The 23,207-nt window shown below is 72.0% G+C and carries 20 protein-coding genes, 2 tRNA genes and 1 pseudogene (1 of these 23 running past the window's edge); 20 read left to right on the forward strand and 3 right to left on the reverse strand.

Going from position 1 to position 23,207, the window contains the following annotated elements:
* A pseudogene (locus ACFWZH_RS07750) lies at positions 1-749 on the reverse strand (hypothetical protein); the annotation flags it as partial.
* A 447-nt stretch (positions 750-1,196) separates the two neighbouring features.
* Here ACFWZH_RS07750 and proB point away from each other — a divergent pair.
* From proB to ACFWZH_RS07775, 5 genes are all read left to right on the forward strand, one after another.
* Positions 1,197-2,354 (forward strand): glutamate 5-kinase, encoded by a 1,158-nt coding sequence (proB, locus tag ACFWZH_RS07755; protein WP_384427314.1) that lies wholly within the window; start codon positions 1,197-1,199, stop codon positions 2,352-2,354.
* Positions 2,355-2,604: 250 nt separating this feature from the next.
* Positions 2,605-3,102: a hypothetical protein gene (locus ACFWZH_RS07760; RefSeq protein WP_384426812.1), complete on the forward strand. Its 498-nt coding sequence runs from the start codon at positions 2,605-2,607 to the stop codon at positions 3,100-3,102.
* Between the two features lie 77 nt (positions 3,103-3,179).
* A complete protein-coding gene (locus ACFWZH_RS07765; RefSeq protein ID WP_384426813.1) occupies positions 3,180-4,448 on the forward strand; it encodes a glutamate-5-semialdehyde dehydrogenase in 1,269 nt (422 codons plus the stop codon).
* Between the two features lie 114 nt (positions 4,449-4,562).
* Positions 4,563-5,216 carry a hypothetical protein gene (locus ACFWZH_RS07770; protein WP_384426815.1) on the forward strand — a complete coding sequence of 218 codons (654 nt, stop codon included), beginning with the start codon at positions 4,563-4,565 and terminating at the stop codon, positions 5,214-5,216.
* 107 nt (positions 5,217-5,323) lie between these two features.
* Positions 5,324-6,448 (forward strand): hypothetical protein, encoded by a 1,125-nt coding sequence (locus tag ACFWZH_RS07775; protein WP_384426817.1) that lies wholly within the window; start codon positions 5,324-5,326, stop codon positions 6,446-6,448.
* 72 nt (positions 6,449-6,520) lie between these two features.
* On the opposite strand, the gene ACFWZH_RS07780 is transcribed toward ACFWZH_RS07775, so the two are convergent.
* Positions 6,521-7,615 (reverse strand): M48 family metallopeptidase, encoded by a 1,095-nt coding sequence (locus ACFWZH_RS07780; protein ID WP_384426819.1) that lies wholly within the window; start codon positions 7,613-7,615, stop codon positions 6,521-6,523.
* A gap of 153 nt (positions 7,616-7,768) precedes the next feature.
* On the opposite strand from ACFWZH_RS07780, the gene ACFWZH_RS07785 reads away from it, so the two are divergent.
* From ACFWZH_RS07785 to ACFWZH_RS07825, 9 genes are all read left to right on the forward strand, one after another.
* Entirely contained in the window at positions 7,769-7,918 is a 150-nt protein-coding gene (locus tag ACFWZH_RS07785) for a hypothetical protein (protein WP_384426821.1), read from the forward strand.
* 127 nt (positions 7,919-8,045) lie between these two features.
* On the forward strand, positions 8,046-8,207 hold the full coding sequence (locus ACFWZH_RS07790) for a hypothetical protein (protein WP_384426823.1): 162 nt from the start codon (positions 8,046-8,048) through the stop codon (positions 8,205-8,207).
* A gap of 53 nt (positions 8,208-8,260) precedes the next feature.
* The gene (nadD, locus tag ACFWZH_RS07795; protein WP_051798734.1) at positions 8,261-8,872 is read left to right on the forward strand and encodes a nicotinate-nucleotide adenylyltransferase; all 612 of its coding nucleotides are present in this window, start codon (positions 8,261-8,263) and stop codon (positions 8,870-8,872) included.
* Between the two features lie 24 nt (positions 8,873-8,896).
* Positions 8,897-10,684 (forward strand): LytR C-terminal domain-containing protein, encoded by a 1,788-nt coding sequence (locus ACFWZH_RS07800; protein WP_384426825.1) that lies wholly within the window; start codon positions 8,897-8,899, stop codon positions 10,682-10,684.
* 248 nt (positions 10,685-10,932) lie between these two features.
* The gene (rsfS, locus tag ACFWZH_RS07805; protein WP_384426827.1) at positions 10,933-11,367 is read left to right on the forward strand and encodes a ribosome silencing factor; all 435 of its coding nucleotides are present in this window, start codon (positions 10,933-10,935) and stop codon (positions 11,365-11,367) included.
* The gene (locus ACFWZH_RS07810) at positions 11,364-12,017 is read left to right on the forward strand and encodes a histidine phosphatase family protein (RefSeq protein WP_384427316.1); all 654 of its coding nucleotides are present in this window, start codon (positions 11,364-11,366) and stop codon (positions 12,015-12,017) included. Before rsfS ends, ACFWZH_RS07810 begins: the two co-directional genes overlap by 4 nt.
* 113 nt (positions 12,018-12,130) lie before the next feature.
* Positions 12,131-12,203, forward strand: a tRNA-Ala gene (locus ACFWZH_RS07815).
* A gap of 148 nt (positions 12,204-12,351) precedes the next feature.
* Positions 12,352-12,600, forward strand: a complete 249-nt coding sequence (locus ACFWZH_RS07820; RefSeq protein ID WP_384426829.1) for a hypothetical protein — start codon at positions 12,352-12,354, stop codon at positions 12,598-12,600.
* Between the two features lie 3 nt (positions 12,601-12,603).
* On the forward strand, positions 12,604-12,837 hold the full coding sequence (locus tag ACFWZH_RS07825; RefSeq protein ID WP_030413843.1) for a hypothetical protein: 234 nt from the start codon (positions 12,604-12,606) through the stop codon (positions 12,835-12,837).
* A gap of 62 nt (positions 12,838-12,899) precedes the next feature.
* On the opposite strand, the gene ACFWZH_RS07830 is transcribed toward ACFWZH_RS07825, so the two are convergent.
* Complete coding sequence (locus tag ACFWZH_RS07830; RefSeq protein WP_384426831.1) at positions 12,900-14,267, reverse strand: glycosyltransferase 87 family protein; 1,368 nt, start codon at positions 14,265-14,267, stop codon at positions 12,900-12,902.
* 205 nt (positions 14,268-14,472) lie between these two features.
* Here ACFWZH_RS07830 and ACFWZH_RS07835 point away from each other — a divergent pair.
* From ACFWZH_RS07835 to ACFWZH_RS07860, 6 genes are all read left to right on the forward strand, one after another.
* A tRNA-Ala gene (locus ACFWZH_RS07835) sits at positions 14,473-14,545 on the forward strand.
* 371 nt (positions 14,546-14,916) lie between these two features.
* The gene (locus tag ACFWZH_RS07840; RefSeq protein ID WP_384426833.1) at positions 14,917-16,875 is read left to right on the forward strand and encodes a protease pro-enzyme activation domain-containing protein; all 1,959 of its coding nucleotides are present in this window, start codon (positions 14,917-14,919) and stop codon (positions 16,873-16,875) included.
* Positions 16,876-17,195: 320 nt separating this feature from the next.
* The gene (locus tag ACFWZH_RS07845) at positions 17,196-20,084 is read left to right on the forward strand and encodes a leucine--tRNA ligase (protein ID WP_384426835.1); all 2,889 of its coding nucleotides are present in this window, start codon (positions 17,196-17,198) and stop codon (positions 20,082-20,084) included.
* A gap of 295 nt (positions 20,085-20,379) precedes the next feature.
* Entirely contained in the window at positions 20,380-21,219 is an 840-nt protein-coding gene (locus tag ACFWZH_RS07850) for a hypothetical protein (RefSeq protein ID WP_384426836.1), read from the forward strand.
* A gap of 201 nt (positions 21,220-21,420) precedes the next feature.
* Positions 21,421-22,266 (forward strand): DegV family protein, encoded by an 846-nt coding sequence (locus ACFWZH_RS07855; RefSeq protein ID WP_384426838.1) that lies wholly within the window; start codon positions 21,421-21,423, stop codon positions 22,264-22,266.
* 326 nt (positions 22,267-22,592) lie between these two features.
* Positions 22,593-23,207, forward strand: the 5' portion of a protein-coding gene (locus tag ACFWZH_RS07860; protein WP_384426840.1) for a helix-hairpin-helix domain-containing protein. 372 nt of this gene lie beyond the right edge of the window; the window shows 615 of its 987 coding nt (coding positions 1-615); its start codon is at positions 22,593-22,595; its stop codon lies beyond the right edge, outside the window.

Below are 23,207 nucleotides of genomic sequence, written 5' to 3' on the forward strand. Positions count from 1 at the left end.
GTGCTCAGCCACATGTTGGCCTGGTAGGCGGAGGAGGCGCCGCCGGAGAAGTACATGCCGACCGTCGGCTGGTACTCGGCCAGCCAGTTGTCCAGCCACTCCAGCGCCTGCCGCTCACCGGCCACCCGCTTCTTGGGCAGCAGCCAGGTGCCCAGGTAGAGCGTGCCGCCGGCGGACAGCGCCAGGGAGACGGCCAGGCCGATGCCGCCCCAGTAGGCGTCCGTGGTGATGGCGGTGAGCATCATGCCGGCCGTGGTGGGCACCGAGAAGCGCAGCAGCCGCCGGCCGGTCTGGCGGGAGAGGATGCGCGGCGGGGCGTCGCACAGCCGCAGCGCGCTCGCGTCGATGTTGCGGGTCACGAACGGCAGGCTGCGGGTCCTGCGGACCAGCACCGCGACCGCCTGGCACACGAAGTGGGTGCCGTAGAAGAGCAGCAGCGTGATGGTGAGCGGCGCCTGCTCCTCCAGGGGGTTGATGCCGTCGATGTGCAGCAGGCCGACCAGTATCAGCATGTCGCGCAGCAACTGGCGCACCGTGACGTCGAACCGGATCCGGCCCAGCACGGCCAGCAGGCCGGGCTGCTTGTGCTGGAGGACCAGGTCCAGACCCAGGTTGACCACGGACGCGGCGATGAACAACGGGACGATGGGCAGCAGCGCACCGACCAGCTGGGCGATGAACGCGATCATCATCGCGAAGAGGGCCGCGAGCTGTACGGCTCGGCGGGGAACGATTCCGGCGGAAGGCACGGGGGAGGGCTCCTGGCAGCAAGAAGGTCAGGGGAGAGGCCGAGGGGGGCGGCCGGGTCCCGCGCTGCGACGCCGCCGGAGCGGCGAAACGGGACCGATGGACACCCGACCGTATGACCTCGTTGGCCTTGGTGACAATCTGCTGTGGCTCTCATCACCGCGAAAGCGGACCAATCGAACGCAACCTCTTGGCCTCGGCGTCCGTCTAACGAAAAACCCTGTGGGGTGGCGCACACGGCGACGGCGCGGTCCCGGTGCCCCCGCCCTGGCGGCGGCGGAGTCCGGCCGGTCGTCTCGCGGGGCGTCCGCCAGGCGATATCGGCACGCGCCCGGGGGCCGTACTGCCGTAGATTGCGCCCGTAGGGACGTCGCGCGGGCAACCAGCAGGAATACCCGTACGGCGGCGGATCGGCAAGCACAGGGGTACGCAGGGTGGCAGGCGCGAGCATGGACGAAGGGGCGGCCCGGAAGGCCACGGTCGAGGGGGGTGGCGGCCGGCGCGAAGGCGTGGCGGACGCCCGCCGGATCGTGGTGAAGGTCGGCTCGTCGTCGCTGACCACGGCCGCCGGAGGACTGGACGCGGACCGCGTGGACGCGCTGGTGGACGTCCTGGCCAAGCACCAGGACAAGGAGATCGTGCTGGTCTCCTCCGGCGCGATCGCGGCCGGCCTGGCCCCCCTGGGCCTCGACCGACGGCCCCGCGACCTGGCCCGCCAGCAGGCCGCCGCCAGCGTCGGCCAGGGCCTGCTGGTCGCCCGCTACACGGCGTCCTTCGCCCGCTACGGCCGCCGCGTCGGGCAGGTCCTGCTGACCTCCGACGACACCAGCCGCCGGGCCCACTACCGCAACGCCTACCGGACCCTGGACCAGCTGCTGGCCATGGGTGCCGTGCCGATCGTCAACGAGAACGACACGGTCGCCACCGACGAGATCCGCTTCGGCGACAACGACCGGCTGGCGGCGCTGGTCGCCCACCTCGTCCGCGCCGACCTGCTGATCCTGCTCTCGGACGTGGACGGCCTTTACGACGGCGACCCGGCCACCCCCGGTACGTCGCGGATAGCGGAGGTGCGCGGGCCCAAGGACCTGGAGGGCATCTCCATCGGCAGCGCGGGCAAGGCGGGCGTCGGCACCGGCGGCATGGTCACCAAGGTCGAGGCGGCCAGGATCGCGGCCGCGGCCGGCATCCCGGTGGTCCTGACCTCCGCCGTGCACGCCGCGGACGCGCTGGCCGGCGGCCAGACCGGCACCCACTTCCTGCGCACCGGCCGGCGCTCCGCCAACCGGCTGCTGTGGCTCGCGCACGCCTCCACACCGCGCGGTGCCCTCGTCCTCGACGACGGGGCGGTGCGGGCCGTCGTCGAGCGGCACTCCTCGCTGCTGCCGGCCGGTATCGCGTCCGTGGAGGGCGAGTTCTCCGCCGGCGACCCGGTCGAGCTGCGGGACGGCGACGGCCGCGCGGTGGCCCGCGGGCTCGTCAATTTCGACGCCAGGGAAATCCCCCGTTTGATGGGACGTTCGACCCGCGATCTCGCCCGTGAGCTGGGCCCCGCCTACGAGCGGGAGGTCATCCACCGCGACGACCTGGTGCTGCTGCACCACTGACGACGCCCGGCCCGTCCGACCGCCGCCGCTAAGGCACGGACACCGCCCCCAAGCGGAGCGCGTACCGGCCTTTCCGCGGAGACCTTGGCGAAAACGCCCCCGCGACGGCCCGCGGACTGGTCAACTTTGTTGTGGGGGCGCCGCAGGGGAGCGGCGCCCGCAGAGCGCAAGCGCACACGCCGAAGTACGACCGCACCAATCGGCTCCGCACCCCCGAGGGCGGAGCGATTCGCATCACAGGAGGCCGCCGGTGAGACGAGGGCGCCCGGGGGCACTGCCCCGAGGGACGGCGGAGCGGACGCTGACCAGCGTCGAAACCGGCGAGGTCGGCGACCGGTCGGACGACGACGAACGGGCGGAGCGGAACAGGACGGCGCGGCCCGCCCCCGAGGGCGAGCGCCGCGAGGCCACCCGGCTGTGGCACATCACCCTCAGCGTCTCGGGCGCCGAGGCTCCGCTCAAGGAGGTCCGGCGGGGGCTGGAACAGCTCGCCCACGACCACCCCTTCCTGCTGACCAGCCGCTATGCCAACGATCACGCCGAGATCCGCTACTGGGAGGAGGCCCGTGATCTGCACGACGCCGCGGCGGTCGCGCTGCGCCTGTGGGGCGAGCACCGCTCGACCGCCAAGCTGCCGCCGTGGGAGATCGTCGGCCTGGAGGTCATCGACCGCGAGACCTACCACCAGCGCATCGCCGAGGGGTACGGCCTGCCGCCGGCCTCACCGGTCGGCGTCCACCCCTACTGACCAGACCACCGGGCGAGGCGTCCCGCGCTGTGAGATACCCCCGGGCGGCGGCCGGCCCGCCCGCTAGGCTTTCGGCCATGACCAGCAGCGCATCGCAGAGCACCCCCGTCCTCGAGACCGCCCGCCGCGCGCGGGAGGCGGCCGCCGTCCTGGCCCCGCTGCCGCGTACGGCCCGCGATGCCGCCCTGCTCGCCGTCGCCGACGCCCTGGTGGAGCGGACCGACCAGATCGTCGCCGCCAACGCCCAGGACGTCGCCAAGGCCCGGGAGGCCGGCACCGCCGAGTCGATCGTGGACCGGCTCACCCTCACCCCGGAGCGGATCGCGGCCATCGCCGCGGACGTCCGCCAGGTCGTGGCGCTGCCTGACCCGGTGGGTGAGGTGGTGCGCGGCTCGACCCTGCCCAACGGTCTCGACCTGCGCCAGGTCCGGGTCCCGCTCGGGGTAATCGGGATCATCTACGAGGCCCGGCCCAATGTGACGGTGGACGCCGCCGCGCTGTGCCTGAAGTCCGGCAACGCCGTACTGCTGCGCGGCTCGTCCTCCGCCTACGCCTCCAACAGCGCCCTGGTGGAGGTCCTGCGCGACGCCGTGCGGAGCGCCGGGCTGCCCGCCGACGCGGTGCAGCTGGTGCCCGGGGAGAGCCGCGAGTCGGTACGGGAGCTGATGCGCGCCCGCGGTCTGGTCGACGTGCTGATCCCGCGCGGTGGCGCCTCGCTGATCCGTACGGTCGTCGAGGAGTCCACCGTCCCGGTGATCGAGACCGGCACCGGCAACTGCCATGTCTACGTCGACGAGGCCGCCGACATCGACATGGCGATCGACATCCTGATCAACTCCAAGGCCCAGCGGCCCAGCGTCTGCAACGCCGCGGAGACGGTGCTGGTGCACGCCGGGATCGCCGAGAAGTTCCTGCCGCGCGCCCTGGAGGCGCTGACCGAGGCCGGCGTGATCGTGCACGGCGACGCCGCCTGGCAGCAGGCCGGGCCCGGGCTGGTCGCCCCCGCCACGGACGAGGACTGGGCGACGGAGTACCTCTCGTACGACATCGCGGCCGCCGTGGTGCCCGACCTGGACGCGGCGGTGGCGCACATCCGGCGCTGGACCTCCGGGCACACCGAGGCCATCGTCACCACCTCGCAGGCCGCCGCCCGCCGGTTCACCCAGTTGGTGGATTCCACCACCGTCGCGGTGAACGCCTCCACCCGCTTCACCGACGGCGGCCAGTTCGGCTTCGGCGCGGAGATCGGGATCTCGACCCAGAAGCTGCACGCCCGCGGCCCCATGGGCCTGCCGGAGCTCACGTCCACGAAGTACATCGTCACCGGGGACGGGCACACCCGCTAGGGCTGGTGCGTCGGGGTGGGGCGGGGCGGAGCCGTCGCGGGTTGCGGTGTTCCGGTAAGGGGTTCGCTCTGCCGATCCCTGCCCAAAACGACGGCCCGGGGCTAACCTGGACGGGTGCCGGACGACGTGGGGGGCAAGCCGTTCCCGGACGGCGAGGAGCCCGACGAGCACCACCACGGGAGCCACGGAAACGCGGACGAGGAGTTCGCTTCCGTGGTCTTCGACGAGGAATTCGTCCGGTCCGCACAGATCCACGAACCCTCCGCGGTCGAGCGGATGCTGGCCGCCGCGGAGGCGCGCGCCGAGGCCGAGGCGGCCCGTTCGGGGGCCGGTTTCGGTCCCGACGGTGACGATCCGGGCGAGGCCGCGGCCCGCGGCCGCCGTGGGCGCCGCGGCCCGGGAGCCGACGACTACGACGCGTACGACGACGAGTACGAGGACGACGGCGGCTACGGCGACTACCACCCCTACGGCCCCTACGGGGGGTCGCTGCGCCCCTACCGCGGCAGCACCCGCTGGCACCGCCCGGTCGCCTGGGTGCTGGCCGTCGTGATGGGCATCGGGCTCGTCGCCCTGGCCTTCAGCGCCGTCTACCGGGGCGCCTCCGGACGGAACCAGAGCCCGGCTCCGGCGCCCACGACCAGTGGGGTGGACCTCCCGGCCACGAGCGGCGCGGACAGCGTCCGTACGGCGCGGCCCGGCCTGCCGTCGCTGCCGTCCGCCGGGCCGGCGCGCCCGTCGTTCTCGGCGGTGCCCAGGCCGCAGTGACGGCGGGACACCCTTCCCGCGATACCGTGCCCCGAAACGGAACCTTCCGCTGAAGTTGCCCGGCGCCCCGGCGTTTACCTTCGCCCCGGCAGACCTACCCTTGTTGTATGACCGGGCCTGGTGACCCTCCCGAAGGGACGCCCAACGGCGCCTCGGGAGGCGGTGAGGACGAATACCGATCCGTTGTCTTCGACGAATCGTTCGTGCGGGCTGCCCGACTGCAGGAGTTCTCGGCGGACGAGCGGCTGGGTGAGCATCATTCACCGGCCGTGAAGACCCGGCATGCCTGGATGCGGCTGGGCGGCTCGCGGCAGGCCATCCTGCTGGTGCTGCTGATCGTGCTCGCCTTCGGCACCGCCGTCTACATGGGCATCCGGCACCCCTACAAGACCCCGGAGCAGTCCCGGGTGCAGCCGCTGCGCTCCTCCGTCGTGCCGCTCGCGCCGAGCGGGGAGGTGCCGGGCGCGACACCCGCGGACCTCTTCGCGCACAGCCCCGCGGCCGACTACAAGATCGGCGCCGCGGGCGTGAACCTTCCCCCCGTCGCCCGCACCGAGCACTTCTCCGACGGCCAGATCATCTCGGCCCTGAGCATCGCCAAGGACTACATCGTCCAGTCGTCGCTGGACCCGGCCACCCTCACCGGCGGCTCCGTGCGTCCGGTGAGGCTGCTGCTCGACACCGGGCAACTCGACCAGTTCGACCGGAGCCTGGCGCACCCCGACGACAACGGTCGCTATGCCGCGACCGGTTGGCTGGTCCGCTTCGACCCCGATGTCACCCGGCTCGCCGACCGGGACGTACGGGTCAACGGCACCCTCTCCGCCGCGGAGTTGAGCCCCGACGCGCTCGTCGTGACCGCCGACTACACCTTTGTCTACGCCGTACGGCCCGCCCCCGGTGCGCCGCAGAAGCCGGCCGGAGCGGAGGTCGGCAAGGCCACCCCGGGCGCCGCCTCGCTGGTCACCGTACGGCGTGAGATGCACTTCCGGGTCGGGCGTGAGGATCTGGCCGACCACCGCCTGGAGCTGCTGCAGAGCAGTCTGCAGGCCGGGCCGCTGGCCTGCTCCTCGCAACCGGCCGACGCACTGCGCCCGCTGTTCGCGGGACAGCACGCCGGCCATGACCGGCCCGCGGGCACCGACCCCTACGCCAGGGACCGGGCCAACCCCTCGCTCTGCGGTGAGCTGGCGCCCGCCGCCCAGCCGAAGCCGAGCCGTCCGATCCGTTAGCCGAGCCGCCCGGCGGGCCGTCGGGCGGCCGGTCCGCCGGCGCGAGCGCCGGCTCGTCGGCCGTCCGGTCCCTCAGGAGTCGTCCGAGCCGCCCGCGCCACCGGATCCGTTCGCGCCGCCCGAGGTGCCCGGACGCTGGCCGCCGCGGAAGACCGTGTCCCGAAGCTTGCCGCCCAAATCGCCCGCACCGCCCGCGATATCGCGGACCAGGCCCATCAGTGGGTCCTTGCTGTTGCGCACCGAATCGGCGTAGTGCGCCGCGGAGTCCCGGAAGGAGTCGGAGACGGAGGTGTCCTTGTCCTCGTCCCGACGGGGGTAGTGGCCGTCCATGATCCGCTGGTAGTCGCGGCTGGCCGCCCACTTCTTGAGCTCGGCCGCCCGCACGGTCGTGAACGGGTGGCTGCGCGGCAGCAGGTTGAGGATCTTCAGCACGGAGTCGCGCAGATCGCCGCCGGACTCGTACTCGTCGGCCTGCTTGAGGAAGGCGTCCACATTCATCTCGTGCAGATGATTGCCGCCCGCCAGCTTCATCAGGCCGCGCATCGAGGCCTGCAGATCCTGTCCGACCAGCAGGCCGGCGCGGTCCGCTGACAGCTCCGACTTGCGGAACCACTCGCGCAGCGCCGTCACGATCGCCATGATCGCGACGTTGCCCAGCGGGATCCAGGCGACCTTCATCGCCAGATTCGTCAGGAACAGCAGGATCGTGCGGTAAACGGCGTGCCCGGACAGCGCGTGACCGACCTCGTGGCCGATGACCGCCCGCATCTCCTCCTCGTCGAGCAGCTCGACCAGACCGGTCGTCACCACGATGATCGGCTCGTCGAGGCCGATGCACATGGCGTTGGGCTGCGGGTCCTGATTGACGTACATCGGCGGGACCTTCTCCAGGTCCAGGATGTAGCAGGCGTCGCGCAGCATGTCGTTGAGGTGCGTGAACTGCTGGTCGCTGACCCGGACCGAGTCCGACAGGAACAGCAGCCGGAGGCTGCGCTCCGGCAACAGGCCGCTGAGCGTCTTGAAGACGGTGTCGAACCCGCTCAGCTTGCGCAGCGCGACCAGCGCCGAACGGTCCGCCGGGTGCTCGTACGACCGGGAGGAGATTCCGGGGAATCGCCGCCGGTCCCGGCTCGGTACGTTCTCGCTGCCGCCTGGGCTCTCCGTCATTGGGGCCTCCCCCTGTTCGACTGCGTGTGTCTCAGACTAGAGGACGCCGCTGACAACGGATTGGATGCTCGGGCGTACGCTGACGATCGCACCACTGACCGCACAGGCCCGGACAAACGACCCACGGGCCGGTACCCGAGGGAGCGCATCGTCATGCCGCATCCGAGCGTGCTGCTCGCCGCCGCCCAGGAGACCGCCCACGACGTCGGCCCCGGCTGGATCCTGCGCACCGTGATCATCGCCGGCGTCCTCGGCGCCGTCCTGCTCGCCTGGTTCCTGCTGCGCGGTTACGGCCAGGACTGACCCCGCCGGTCCGCCCGACCCCTTCGGAGGTGTCCGGGCGGAGTCGCCGTGAGCCCGCGGTGAGCCGCCGCTTACGATGTGGTGGAAGTCTCTGCCCGACCCCCAGCCCGGATTGGTCCTGCCGACGATGAGCCTGCACACCACCGCACAGTCCCTGGTCTCCCTCGCCGAAGGCGAGCACGCGGGTGGCGGTCACGCCAGCCTCAGCCCCTATCTGACCGGCGGCGGCGCCCTGTTTATCCTGCTCCTCCTGCTCTGGATCACCACCCGCTTCAACCGGGACCGCTGAGTCGACGGCACCCGGCCCCCGGCATCGCGCGCCGCCCAGTAGGGTCTGCACGCATGGGAGAGCACACAGGGCCCGTGAAGCGGCGACTCGGAGTGATGGGCGGCACGTTCGACCCGATCCATCACGGACACCTGGTCGCCGCCAGCGAGGTGGCCAGCCAGTTCCACCTCGACGAGGTCATCTTCGTGCCCACGGGGCAGCCGTGGCAGAAGAGCCACAAGAAGGTGTCCCCGGCCGAGGACCGCTATCTGATGACGGTCATCGCGACCGCCTCGAACCCGCAGTTCTCCGTCAGCCGTATCGACATCGACCGCGGCGGCAAGACGTACACGATAGACACGCTGCGTGATCTGCGTGCCGAGCACCGCGACGCGGATCTGTTCTTCATCACCGGCGCCGACGCGCTCAGCCAGATCCTCACCTGGCACGATGCCGCTGAGCTGGTCTCACTCGCCCACTTCATCGGGGTGACCAGGCCCGGCCACGTCCTCGCGGACCCAGGACTGCCCGAGGGAGCGGTGTCCTTGGTCGAGGTACCCGCGCTGGCCATCTCCTCGACCGACTGCCGGGCGCGCGTGGCCCAGGGGGATCCGGTCTGGTACCTGGTGCCGGACGGTGTGGTGCGCTACATCGACAAAAAACAGCTGTACCGCAACGACCGCTGACGGGGCTGACGGAAAGGGGCACCGGTGAGCGACCGACCAGATCCGTACGGGCCGCAGGACCCGTATGCCCATGACCCGTATGCCCCCGACCAGCAGGGGCAGCCGGGCTACACCTACGACGCCTACGGGCAGCCGGTCTACCGCGACGCCGCACAGCCGTCGTACGAGCAGCAGCACTACGACGCGTACGGGCAGCAGCAGCCCGCACCGCCGGTCTACGAGGGCTACGACCCCTACGGTGCGCAACAGGGGGACCAGGGCCGGCACTATCAGGAGCAGTCGGGCCACGCGGGCCAGCCGGAGTACGGCTACGACCCGTACGGCGGCCGGCAGGTGCAGGCCCAGCCCGGCTACCCGCAGCAGTACGACCCGTACGGCCGGCCGCAGCAGCAACAACAGTCGCCGGAGTGGATCCCGCAGCAGTCCCAGCCCTCGCCCTACGAGCAGCTCTCCCACGAGGAGCCGCCGCGGCCGCCGGCCCAGCGCCGTGCCCCGTCGCCGGACCGCGAGGAGCCGGTCGTGGCGGGCGGGTCCCAGGGCGCGTCCCCGGCCGGCCCGGAGTACCACACCGAGCAGTTCTCCTTCATCGAGGAGCCGGACGAGGACTCCGAAGACGTCATCGACTGGCTGAAGTTCACCGAGAGCCGCACCGAGCGGCGCGAGGAGGCCAAGCGGCGCGGACGCAGCCGGCTCGTCGCGCTGTCCGTCGTGCTGGCCCTGCTGCTCGCCGGCGGCGCCGGCTATCTGTGGTGGGCGGGCAAGCTGCCGGGCCTGTCCGGCCCGGACGCCGGCAAGGCGGCCGCGGCCGGCGGCCAGAAGCGCGACGTGCTCGTGGTGCATCTGCGGGACACCACGTCCGGCAGGAGCTCCACGGCCCTGCTCGTCGACAACGAGACCACCCACAAGGGCACCACCGTCCTGCTGCCCAACAGCCTCGTCGTCCCCAAGGACGACGGCAGCGCCACGACGCTCGGCAAGTCCGTCAAGGACGACGGCTCCGAGCCGACCCGGGAGTCCCTCAACAGCCTCCTGGGCGCCGACCTGAAGGCCACCTGGCGGCTGGACACCCCCTACCTGGAGAACCTCGTCGAGACGGTCGGCGGGATCACCCTCGACACCGACACCACCGTTCCCGGTGCCAAGAAGGGCGCCTCCCCGGTGGTCAAGCAGGGCAGCGCCCGGGACCTCAACGGCCAGGCGGCCGTCGCCTACGCCACCTACCAGGCGCCGGGCGAGACCCAGGTCAAGCAGCTCCAGCGGTTCGGGCAGGTCGTGCAGGCGACTTTGAAGAAGGTCTCCAGCGACGCCGACGGGGCCACCGCCACCGTCAAGGCGCTGCTGCAGGTGCTCGACCCGCCGCTGACCGAGGCCCAACTGGGCAGCTCGCTGGCGCAGCGGGCGGAGCTGGCGAAGACCGGCGCGTACCGCACGACCCTGCTGCCCGTACAGCCCAATGGCACGCTCAGCCCGGCCACCGCGGCGAGCGTGGTCAAGGACGTGCTCGGCGGCACGGTCAAGAAGACCGCCCCCGACGCGACCGCCCGGGTGGGGGTCCGCAACGCCACCGGCACCAAGGTCGCCACCGGCAAGGCGCAGGTCGCCCTGCTCAACGGCGGCTACAGCTTCGTCGACGACGGCACCGACGGTGTGGCCAGGGCCACCTCCCAGGTCGCCTACGCGGACGCCGCCCAGAAGGCGAAGGCCACGGAGGTCGCCAAGACGCTGGGGCTGCCGGCGAGCGCGGTCAAGCAGGGCAAGGTCGCCTCGAACGTCGACATCGCCGTGGTGCTGGGGCAGGACTACAAGGGCTGACGCGCGGGACGCCCGGCCCCCACAGCGCGGCCGGGCGTCCCCTGTCACCGCTCTGACCAGCCAGAACAGCGAATCCGGTCGACGGGTTCGAAAACTCTGGCGGGGGTGTCGGCGGTCCGTGAGACCCTTGAGGGGTACCTGACCGCTGATCCGGTTGCCATGGGGACTGCGGCCCGCGCCGTGGCTCAGCCGAGCGCCCCGCTTCCCTGCCCGGCCGGAGACGCCGCCCTCGACCCGGAAAGCCGCTTGTGACCGCCACGGACCGTTCCATCGAGCTCATCAACGCCGCCGCCCAGGCTGCCGCCGACAAGCTCGCGCACGACATCATCGCCTACGACGTCAGTGACGTCCTCTCGATCACCGACGCCTTCCTGCTGGCCTCGGCGCCCAGCGACCGCCGGGTCAAGTCGATCGTCGACGAGATCGAGGAGCGCCTGAGCAAGGAGCTCGGCGCCAAGCCGGTCCGCCGCGAGGGCGACCGCGAGGCCCGCTGGGTCCTGCTCGACTACGTCGACATCGTCGTGCACATCCAGCACAGCGAGGAGCGCGTGTTCTACGCGCTCGAGCGGCTGTGGAAGGACTGCCCCGAGATCGACCTCCCCGAGGAGGCCAAGGCCACCCGGGGCAAGGCCGCGGCGCACGCCGAGGCCACGGCAGGCCAGCAGGACGGAGAGCTGCTCTGAACGGCACGAAGAGGCCGCCGGGCCGCCGCATCGTCCTGTGGCGCCACGGCCAGACGGCCTGGAATCTGGAGCGCCGCTTCCAGGGCTCGACGGACATCGAGCTGACCGAGGCGGGCCGTGCCCAGGCGCGGCGCGCGGCCCGGCTGCTCGCGGCGCTCCGGCCGGACGCCATCATCGCCTCCGACCTCCAGCGGGCGGCGGCCACGGCGAACGAGCTGGCCGCCCTGACCCGCCTGGAGGTGACGCACGACGCCGCCCTGCGGGAGACCTACGCGGGCGCCTGGCAGGGGCTGACGCACGACGAGATCCTCGTGCAGTACGGCGAGCAGTACACCGCCTGGAAGCGCGGTGAGCCGGTGCGGCGCGGCGGCGGCGAACTGGAGACCGAGGTCGCCGACCGGGCCGCCCCCGTCGTGCTCAACCACGCCGGGAAGCTGCCCGAGAACGGCACCCTGGTCGTCGTCAGCCACGGCGGCACGATCCGCACCACCATCGGGCGCCTGCTCGGCCTGGACGCCCACTACTGGGAGGGTCTGGGCGGTCTGTCGAACTGCTGCTGGTCCGTGCTGGGCGAGGGCGCGCGCGGCTGGCGCCTGTTGGAGCACAACGCCGGCACCCTGCCGGAACCGGTGCTCGGCGACGACGACTGAGCCCCGCGGAGCGGCCCCGGCCGACCGGATTTCACATCTGGGCAGGTCGCAGGCTAAAGTTCTTCTTGTTCGCGGCGCCGCCGGGGGAAACCCGGAGGAGCGGAACAAGACCCGGGGCTATAGCTCAGTTGGTAGAGCGCCTGCATGGCATGCAGGAGGTCAGGAGTTCAATTCTCCTTAGCTCCACAACCCGGATGATCCCGTCTCCCTCAGGAGGCGGGATCTTCGTGTTGTACGGGCGGCCGCCGGCGGCGGCGTGACGTGAAGTCGGGCCTGACCCGGTCGGCGGTCCGTGGCAGAATCGGACGGCGCCGGCAGGGGAGGAGAGATCGCGATGCCCACGAGCATCCTCGAGGAGGTCAACGACCTGCTCGAAGTGGCCGAGGCGCAGGGCTATGACTGGCTGCCGGAATACGCGCTCCGCTTCACCTGCCCCGTTGACGGTCCGGCGTCCGTGTGCGGCGCGAGAGCCGACTCCGCCCTGCAGTGCCCTTCGTGCGGCTCGTCCCATGTGGCGCAGGTGCTGGGCGACAACGGAGGCATTTCCTTCGTCTGTACGGCCTGCGGCCACAGTTGGAGCTGATGGATGGGCGCCCACAGCAGGAAATGTGACTGGTGCGGCAGCGGTACGCCGATCGTCCGCGACATGGAACCCGTCAACACCGACTACCAGTACTGGTGCGAGGAGTGCGCCCGTGCGCTGGTCATAAAGGGCGATCCGATCGAGACGTACCGGGAGCTCGACGGGGAGCCGATCTACGGGCGGCTGCTGGACGAGCACTGCACGCTGAAGCGGTTCTATTCGTTCGCGACGGCCTGAGCGCGGCCGCGCCCGCCGATCGCGACCGGCCTCGGCTCAATTCCCCGGCACCGCGGGGCGGTTCACCGGGGAGGAGCGGTTGGGATGCCGCCGCCGGCGGTCGCGGCCGGTCCGGCTCCGCCGTGGTGCCGCGTCCGCCCGCCGGGCCGCCGCCACAGCCGCGTCCCGGTGAGCGCCAGTACGGCCAGCCCGGCGATCGGATAGACACCGGAGAGCAGCATCTGGACGCCGTTTTGGTGCAGTTCCTGGTGGTGGTTCCAGCGGTGTGGCACCCACCACAGGGCGAACGAGCTGAACAGCAGGCCCAGCGCGATCGCCGCCGTCCACCAGCGGCGGGTGGCGGTGCCCGTACGGCGCAGCGCCTCGGAGCCGCACAGGATCAGCGTCGGTACGCACCACACCCAGTGGTGGGACCAGGAGATCGGGCTGACCAGGAGGGCGGTCGCCGCGCAGGCCACGGCCGCCCAGGCGCGCTCCCCGCGCAGCAGTGACCCGGCCGCCAGGGCCAGGCCCAGGGCCGCGGTCAGGCCCGCGAGGACGATCCAGGCGGCGCCGGGGTCGTGGGTGTGCAGCAGCCGGGCGAGGGCGCCGCGCAGCGACTGGTTCGCGGTGATCTCCACCTCGCCGACCCGGTCGGCGGCGAAGACGATCTCGGTCCAGAAGCGGTGCGCGTCGCGCGGCAGGGCCAGGGCCGACAGGACGGCGGTGGCGAGGAAGGTGGCGGTGGCCACAGCGGCCTGCCGCAGCCAGGGGTTCCAGGCGGCCCGGACCCCCGCGCCGGAGCGGACCAGCTGGGCGGCCCGCAGGGCGCCGGCCAGCGCGAGGGCCACCGCGAACAGCGCCGGTGTCAGCTTGATGCCGGCCGCGATGCCGATGCCGACGCCCGCGAGCCGGTTGGTGTCCTTACGGGTCAGGTCCCACAGGACCAGCGCGGCGAGCAGCAGGTTGATCTGCCCGTAGCGCAGCGTCGTCCACACCGGCTCGCACCACACCAGCAGCGCGGAGACCGCCAGGGTCGCGGCGGGCCGGGGGAGGCGCCGGGGCCGGCCGGCCAGGCGCAGCGAGAGGTGGACGACGGCGACGAGCAGCAGGAGGTTGCCGGCGGTGGCGAGGGTGCGCATCTCCGGGACGCCCAGGAGCGTGAGCGGGGTGAACAGCAGCGCCGCGAAGGGCGGGTAGGTGTTGGGCAGCCGCGCCGAGGTCGCCACCATGTCGTAGAGGGACCCGCCGGCGCGGACGGTCTCCCCCTCGGCGCGGTAGACCATCAGGTCGATCATCGTCACGTGCGCGAGGCGCTGCGCGATCCAGAAGGCGGTGAACGAGACCAGGCAGACGAGGGCCGCCGCGAGGGTCGGGTGCCGGCGTATGACGCCCCTGTCGGTGGCCGGGCCGCCGGGGTCGGTGGACTGTTCCAGCTCCAGCGCGGTCACGGCGTACGGCTCCCCCAGGACGAATCGGGCACGTATCGCCGACAGTACCGCGCGTCCCGCCGAAGGGCCCCGCGAGGTTGCCGCGGCCCGAAGGCTCTCGTCCAGGGGTGGTGGCCGGGTGACGGGTGGGCGATTTGGCAGAAGGCGGGGAGGTCCGTGTAATGTAGGCGATGCCGCAGCGGGGAACCGGGCGGAGACAAGACCTGGGGCTATAGCTCAGTTGGTAGAGCGCCTGCATGGCATGCAGGAGGTCAGGAGTTCAATTCTCCTTAGCTCCACAAATACGGAGCAGGCCGTCCATTGCGGACGGCCTGCTCTGTTGTGCGTATCGGGTGCGGTGCCGTCCTGCCGGGCGGCCGGTTTCCGGGACCCGCATCGACGGAGTCCGCTGGGGGCGACGCTGATATCCGGTCACCGCCCCGCCAGCCGCGGTGAGTTGAGCATGGAATTCCGTACCCCTCTCCTGACCGGTCCTTGCCGTTCCTTGGGTGCTTCTTGGTGATCGCATGCCCCTGACATGAACGGTTCACCGAAAGAGTGGCGAACCGCGTGAGCGTCACATCCCGCGCATTCACCGCTCGTGAGGTGCCGCACCGCCGCACCGGCGCAGTCACCCCACGGCGCACCGCATCGCCACACAGGGGGTTACATGAGATCGACCCGCACCAGATCACCGCGTGCCCGCGCCCGTCTGGCCTGGGCGGCGACGCTGCCGCTGGTCGCCGGCGCGCTCGCGCTCGGCGCGCCCGCCGCCGACGCCGCGGGCCACGACGGCGGCAGGCACGCGCTGCAGGGCACCAAGCCCCTGTGGGCCACCCGGCAGGCCGACCAGGGCGCCACCGCCGCCGCCACGGCCGTCAGCGCCCGCGTCTACCTGGCCGGCCGCGACGCCAAGGGCCTCGCCGACTACGCCAGGGCCGTGTCCGACCCGCACTCCGCCGCGTACGGGAAGTATCTGAGCCCCGCCCAGGTGCGCGCCCGCTACGGCGCGACGCACGACCAGATAGCCAAGGTGACCGACTGGCTGGAAAGGTCCGGCCTGAAAGTCACCGGCACCACCAACCGCTACCTCGCGGTCAAGGGCGACGCGGCCGCCGCCGAGCGCGCCTTCGCCACCGACCTGCACAACTACCGCAAGGCCGGGCACACTTACCACGCGCCGTCCACCACGGCCTCCGCGCCCGCCTCGCTGGCCGGCGCGGTGCTGACCGTCACCGGCCTGGACAACGCGCCCAAGCTCGCCAAGCACCACTCCGGCGAACTGCCCCCGCCGGAGGGAGTCTTCCGCAACTCCGGGCCGTTCTCCTCGTACTACGGCTCCAGGACCGCCAAGAAGCTGCCGCCCGCCTACGGGAGCAGGGCGCCGTACGCGATCAAGGGCTACACGGGCAAGCAGCTGCGCGCCGCCTACGGGGCGAAGAAGTGGACCGGCAAGGGCGTCACCGTCGCGATCACCGACGCGTACGCCTCGCCGACCATCGCCCAGGACGCGGCCCGGTACGCCGCCCGCAACGGCGACCCCCGATACCGCAGCGGCCAGATCTCCCAGGTGCTGCCCAAGGACTACACGCACATCGAGGAGTGCGGCGCGGCCGGCTGGTACGGCGAGGAGACCCTCGACGTCGAGGCCGTGCACGCCGTCGCCCCCGACTCCGACATCGTCTACGTCGGCGGCGCCTCCTGCATGGACGACGATCTGCTCGACTCGCTCGGCAAGATCGTCGACGGGCACCTCGCGGACATTGTCTCCAACTCCTGGGGCGACATCGAGGCGAACGAGACCCCGGACGTGGCCGCCGCCTACGACCAGATCTTCCAGCAGGGCGCCGTCCAGGGCATCGGCTTCTACTTCTCCTCCGGTGACAACGGTGACGAGGTCGCCAACACCGGCACCAAACAGGTCGACACCCCCGCGAACTCGGCATGGGTGACCGCGGTCGGCGGCACCTCCCTGGCCGTCGGCAAGCACGACGCCTACCAGTGGGAGACCGGCTGGGGCACCCAGAAGGCGGTGCTGGCCAAGGACGGCAGTAGTTGGGCGGGCTTCCCCGGCACCTTCAACGGAGGAGCCGGCGGCGGCACCAGCAAGACCGTCCCGCAGCCCTTCTACCAGCGCGGAGTCGTCCCGGACGGGCTCTCGAACGTGGCCCTCAAGGGCGCCATGCGCACCGTCCCGGACATCGCGGCGGTCGCCGACCCCAACACCGGGTTCCTGGTGGGCCAGACCCAGACCCTGCCGGACGGCTCGCTCGGCTACGACGAGTACCGCATCGGCGGCACCTCCCTGGCCGCGCCGGTGATCGCGGGCGTCCAGGCGCTGGCGCAGCAGGCCCGGCACGGCGTCGCCATCGGCTTCGCCAACCCCGCCATCTACCAGCGCTACGGCACCGCCGCCTACCACGACGTCACCGACCACCCGCTGGGTGCCGGCCGGGACCTGGCCGTGGCCCGGGTGGACTACGTCAACGGCACCGACGACGCCAAGGGCACCACGACCTCGCTGCGCAGCCTGGGCAAGGACAGCTCCCTGCACGCGGGCGTCGGCTACGACGACGTCACCGGCGTGGGCAGTCCGGGCGCCGGCTATGTGACCTCCTACCGCCCCTGACGGCCACCGGGGCACGGCACCGCCTCCCCGCACCGCCCGTGCCCCGGTGGAGCGGCGGCAGGAGCGAGGGGTAACGGGGGACGGGGCCCGTGTGGGGGTAATCCTCAGCGCGGGCCCCGTACGCCCTGCGGTACCCTGACGCCATGCGTGCCGTACGCCTTCTGCTTAGCGGGCCGCGCTGATCAGTACCGACGGATGACAGACCCCGTCGGAATCGGCGCGGCTTCCCCTCCTGTGCGAGGGGTCTTTTTGTTTCCGGCGGATGCCGGGGACGAGGCGCGTTTCCGCAGGCAGAGACGATCGATGGAGCTTTGAGGACGATGAGCGAGACGACCAACGCTGCCGAGGTGGCAGCGCCGCACCGCTATACGGCCGCGCTGGCCGCCGACATCGAGGCACACTGGCAGGACTTCTGGGAGGCGGAGGGGACCTATGCGGCCCCCAACCCGAAGGGCGACCTGGCCGGCGACCCCACCGCGGTGGCCCGCCCCAAGAAGTTCATCATGGACATGTTTCCCTACCCGTCGGGCGCCGGCCTGCACGTGGGCCACCCCCTGGGCTTCATCGCCACCGACGTGTACGCCCGCTACCAGCGGATGACGGGCCACAACGTCCTGCACACCCTGGGCTTCGACGCCTTCGGCCTGCCCGCCGAGCAGTACGCCGTCCAGACCGGCACGCACCCGCGGGTCTCCACCGAGGCCAACATCGTGAACATGCGGCGTCAGCTGCGCCGTCTGGGCCTGGGCCACGACCAGCGCCGCTCGATCGAGACGATCGACCCGGCGTACTACAAGTGGACCCAGTGGATCTTCCTGCAGATCTTCAACTCCTGGTACGACCCGGAGGCGGACGCGGCCCGCCCGATCGACACCCTGGTGGCCCAGTTCGAGGCCGGTACCCGCCCGACCCCCGACGGCCGCCCCTGGGCCGGTCTGAGCCCCATCGAGCGCGCCAACATCCTGGGCGAGTACCGCCTGGCGTACGCCTCGGACGCGCCGGTGAACTGGTGCCCCGGTCTGGGCACGGTGCTGGCCAACGAGGAGGTCACCGCCGAGGGCCGCTCCGAGCGCGGCAACTACCCCGTCTTCAAGGCCAAGCTGCGCCAGTGGAACATGCGCATCACCGCCTACGCCGACCGGCTGCTGAGGGACCTGGACCAGCTGGACTGGCCGGAGGCCATCAAGCTGCAGCAGCGCAACTGGATCGGCCGCTCCGAGGGCGCCCGGGTCGACTTCCCGGTGGGCGACGAGAAGATCACCGTCTTCACCACCCGTCAGGACACCCTGTTCGGCGCGACGTACATGGTGCTGGCCCCCGAGCACCCGCTGATCGCGGGCGCCGACAACGGCGCCGGCTCCATCGTTCCGGACGCCTGGCCCGAGGGCACCCACGACGTGTGGACCGGCGGCCACGCGACCCCGGCCGAGGCCGTCGCCGCGTACCGCAAGCAGGCCGCGTCCAAGTCGGACGTCGAGCGGCAGGCCGAGGCCAAGGACAAGACCGGCGTCTTCACCGGTGTCTACGCCACCAACCCGGTCAGCGGCGAGCAGGTCCCGGTCTTCATCGCCGACTACGTCCTGATGGGCTACGGCACCGGCGCGATCATGGCCGTCCCGGCGCACGACACCCGCGACTTCGCCTTCGCCCGCGCCTTCGAGCTGCCGATGCGCTGTGTCGTCGAGCCGTCGGACGGCCGCGGCAGCGACCCGTCCACCTGGGACGACGCCTTCGCCTCGTACGACGCGAAGATCATCAACTCGTCCGGCGGCACGATCTCGCTGGACGGCCTGGGCGTCACCGCGGCCAAGGCGAAGATCACCGAGTGGCTGGCCGCCCAGGGCATCGGCGAGGGCACCGTCAACTTCCGGCTGCGCGACTGGCTGTTCAGCCGGCAGCGCTACTGGGGCGAGCCGTTCCCGATCGTCTACGACGAGGACGGCGTGGCGCACGCGCTGCCCGAGTCGATGCTGCCGCTGGAGCTGCCCGAGGTCGAGGACTACTCGCCCCGCACCTTCGACGCCGACGACGCCGACACCCAGCCGGAGACCCCGCTGTCCCGCAACGAGGACTGGGTCAACGTCGAGCTGGACCTGGGCGACGGCGTCAGGCGCTACCGCCGTGAGACCAACACCATGCCCAACTGGGCGGGTTCGTGCTGGTACGAGATGCGCTACCTGGACCCGAACAACCCCGACAAGCTGGTCGACCCGGACGTCGAGCAGTACTGGATGGGACCGCGCGAGGGCCAGCCGCACGGCGGCGTCGACCTGTACGTGGGCGGCGCCGAGCACGCCGTACTGCACCTGCTGTACGCCCGCTTCTGGTCCAAGGTCCTGTACGACCTGGGGCACGTCTCGTCCGCCGAGCCGTTCCACAAGCTGTACAACCAGGGCATGATCCAGGCCTACGTCTACCGGGACGCCCGCGGTATCGCCGTCCCCGCGGCGGAGGTCGAGGAGCACGAGGGCGGCGTCTTCTACTACGAGGGCGGCAAGGTCTCCCGGCTGCTGGGCAAGATGGGCAAGTCCCTGAAGAACGCCGTCACCCCGGACGAGATCTGCGCCGAGTACGGCGCGGACACCCTGCGCCTGTACGAGATGGCGATGGGCCCGCTGGACGTCTCGCGCCCGTGGGACACCCGCGCCGTCGTCGGCCAGTACCGCCTGCTGCAGCGCCTGTGGCGCAACGTCGTGGACGAGGCCAGCGGCGAGGTGACCGTCGTCGACACCGAGCCCGACGAGGCCACCCTGCGGGCCCTGCACAAGGCCATCGACGGCGTCACCCAGGACATGGCGAACCTGCGCTTCAACACCGCCATCGCCAAGGTGACCGAGCTGAACAACCACCTGACCAAGACGGGCGGCCCGATCCCCCGCGCGGTCGCGGAGCAGCTGGTCCTGCTGATCGCCCCGCTGGCCCCGCACATCGCCGAGGAGCTGTGGCGCAAGCTGGGCCACACCACCACCGTCGTGCACGCCGACTTCCCGGTCGCCGACCCGGCGTACGTCGTGGACGAGACCGTGACCTGCGTCGTTCAGATCAAGGGCAAGGTCAAGGCCCGTCTGGAGGTCGCTCCCTCGATCTCCGAGGCGGACCTGGAGGCGACGGCGCTGGCCGAGCCTGCGGTGGTCGCGGCGCTGAACGGCGCGGGAATCCGGAAGGTGATCGTCCGGGCGCCCAAGCTGGTGAACATCGTCCCGGCGTAGTCGCCGGTCGCCGAGGGTGCCCGGACGGATCGGTTCCGGGCGCCTGGGCGGCAGCGCCGGTGGCCGGGCCGGGGTGTGTCGGGCGGCTTGCGCTCGGCACTTCGGCCGGCGCCCTGGCGGGCCACTCCGGGCGGCAGCGCTGGGGCCGGTGCAGGCTCCGGGCGGGACATAGGTGGTTTCCCCTACGGGCAGGTTGGGGGTTCGTCAGGAACCCGCAACCTGCCCCAGCCGTTTACGGTGGAGATACAGGGCGCGGGTGAGGACCGGCGCCGCCGACCATGCCTGGGGAGAGCCCATGGAAGCCGCTGCCGCCATCCTCGGACTGCTCTTCTTGCTGTTCGTGCTGGCCGGGGTGTGGGTGACCGTGAAGGCGGTGAAGGCGGCCAAGCGCGGCGTGGACCGCACGGTCGCCCAGGCCCGCAGGAGCGTCGAGGACACCGCCCTCCGGGCCCGGCAGCTCGCCCAGCCCGGCGTCGTCGGCGAACTGGCGCAGCTGCGGATCTCCCTGCGCACGTCCATGCGCGCCACCCAGGACGTGCTGTACGGCGGCGCCCCCGAAGACGCCTCCCTCAGCGAGGCGATCGGCCTCTTCGAGCGCCTGAGCGCCCATGGCCATGAGCTGGACGCCGACCTCAAGCGCCTGGAGCGGGAGCCCGACCGGGCCACCATCACCGCCCGCCTCCCGGAGCTGCGGGAGCGCACGGAGCGGATCACGCACTCCGCGGAGTCGCTGCGCTGGGCGGCCCGCGACCGCGCCCGCAAGTTCGCCGACGACGACCTCGCCGCGCTCAGCGACCAGATCGACGTGGAGTCGGGCGCGCTGCGGCACTGGACCCGGGACGAGCCGGCCACGGACCCGCTGCGGGAGCCGGTGCAGGAGCGGCGAGGACAGCAGCCCGGCCCCGGCGCCGCGGGCCGGCCGGGGACGAACGGTCCCGCGCGGCCGACGGCGCACACCGCGGGCGGCCCGTCGGACACCGGCGTCCGGCCGGGCCCGACCTCGGACACGACCGACGCCGGGTACTCCTGGGGCCCGTCCCCCGAGACCCCGCAGGCGATCACCGCCCGCGACCCCCGCACCCAGCAGGCCTACCCCTGGCAGAAGGCCCCGCGAACGGAGGGCACGACGACGTGAACGCGTAGGAGCAGCGGTGAGGGGTGGGTGGGGGCGGGGGCGGGGCCCCCGGGGAAGGCGATCGGGGAAGGCGATGACAAACGCCGAGGGTGATGACAAGGTCGCCCGGTGGGCACTTGGCAGAGCCTTGGTGAAACCTGGAAGATCTTGGGGAGGGGCCCGCACTGTGCGGCGTCCGCATCCCCGGATAATCTCCCAGTCATGTCCCGCCATGTCGCGATCGTCACCGATTCCACGGCCTACTTGCCGCGGACGGCTGTCGAGCGCCACCGCATCACGGCCGTGCCGCTGACCGTCGTCCTGGGGGACCGGGCCTTGGAAGAGGGCACCGAGATCTCCGCGAGATCCGTCGCCCAGGCGCTGCAGAAGCGCCGCCCCGTGACGACCTCCCGCCCCAGCCCCGCCGTGTTCGCGGAGACCTACCGGAAGGTGGCGGCGGCCGGCGCCGGCGCCATCGTCTCGCTGCACCTCTCCTCGGAGTTCTCCGGCACCTACGACGCGGCCGTGATGGCGGCCCAGGACGCACCGGTACCGGTACATGTCGTGGACACCGGAATGGTCGCGATGGCTCTCGGGTTCTGTGCGCTCGCCGCCGCGGAGAGCGCGGAGGCCGGCGGGGACGTGGACGAAGCCGTCGCCGCCGCGGAGAAGTGCGCAGCGGGCACCTCCGCCTACTTCTACGTCGACACCCTGGACTATCTGCGGCGCGGTGGCCGCATCGGCGCGGCACAGGCCCTGCTCGGCTCCGCACTCGCCGTCAAACCGCTGCTTCAACTGGCCGACGGGCGGATCGAGCTGCTGGAGAAGGTCCGTACGGCCTCCAAGGCCATCGCACGGCTGGAGGAGATCGCGGCGGAGCGCGCGGGCGAGGGCCAGGTCGACATCGCGGTCCACCATCTCGCCGCGGCGGAGCGCGCGGACGCGCTCGCCCAGCGACTCCGGGAGCGGGTGCCGGGCCTGAACGAGCTGCATGTGAGCGAGGTCGGTGCGGTGATCGGCGCGCACACGGGGCCGGGGCTGCTGGCGGCCGTGGTCTCGCCGCGCTGAGAAGAGACTGCCGGGGGTCTTGTGGGTGACACGGTTATCCACAACTCGGGTGTTGTCCACCGAATCTGAGGTGCCTCGGCGAGATCTGCGCGAGGTGCTTAGCGTCGGTCGGTATGAACTCCTTTCGATCCGCTTCCTCGGCTTCCTCGGCCTCGTCGGCTGGTTCCTTCTCTCCGGCAGCTCCTTCCTCCTCCCCGGCGGCCTCACCGGCGCCAGCTGTGTCGTACGGCCCGACGGGCCCCTCCGTTGCGACGGGGTCGCGGGAGTGGGAGCGGGAGCGCGTACGGGCCCGTGTCGCGGCGGTCTTCGGCGACGCGGGGGCGGCCGTGCCGGCGGGACCCACGCCTCCCGGGCACGATCCCCCCGGCCGACGCCGTCGGGAGCGGGCCTGGCTCGCGGTGCGTGAACGACTGCCCCTGTGGGTGCAGTTACGGTGCGGGACAGACCCCAAGGCGCTCGCCGCGCTGGTTCTGGTGCTCGTGGTCGCGGTGGGCTTCGCCGTCCAGCATTTCTGGGTCGGGCGCCCCGAGCTGGTACGCGCCCCGGCGGTCGAGGGGGCGCCCGGCGTGCCCGGCCCGGGGGCAGGCACGCGACCGTCCTCCCTGCCGGCACCGCCCTCCTCACCGTCCTCCGCCGCGATGGCGAGTGGCCCGCCGGGCGGTGGGGGACGGGAGTTGGTCGTCGACGTCACCGGCAAGGTCCGGCACCCCGGAATCCATCGGATGCCGCCGGGGTCACGGGTGATCGACGCGTTGTCGGCGGCGGGCGGTGTGCTGCACGGGGCGAGCACCCGTGGGCTGAACCGGGCGCGGTTGCTGAGCGACGGCGAACAGATCGTCGTCGGTGTGAGCGGCGCCGGGGCCGGCGGTGGCGGCCCCGGCGCGGCGGGGACCGGTGGGGCATCGGGTGTGGGAGCCGGGCCCAGCGGGCCGAGCGGGCCG

The organism is Streptomyces sp. NPDC059008, assembly GCF_042749045.1.
Lineage (GTDB): Bacteria > Actinomycetota > Actinomycetes > Streptomycetales > Streptomycetaceae > Streptomyces.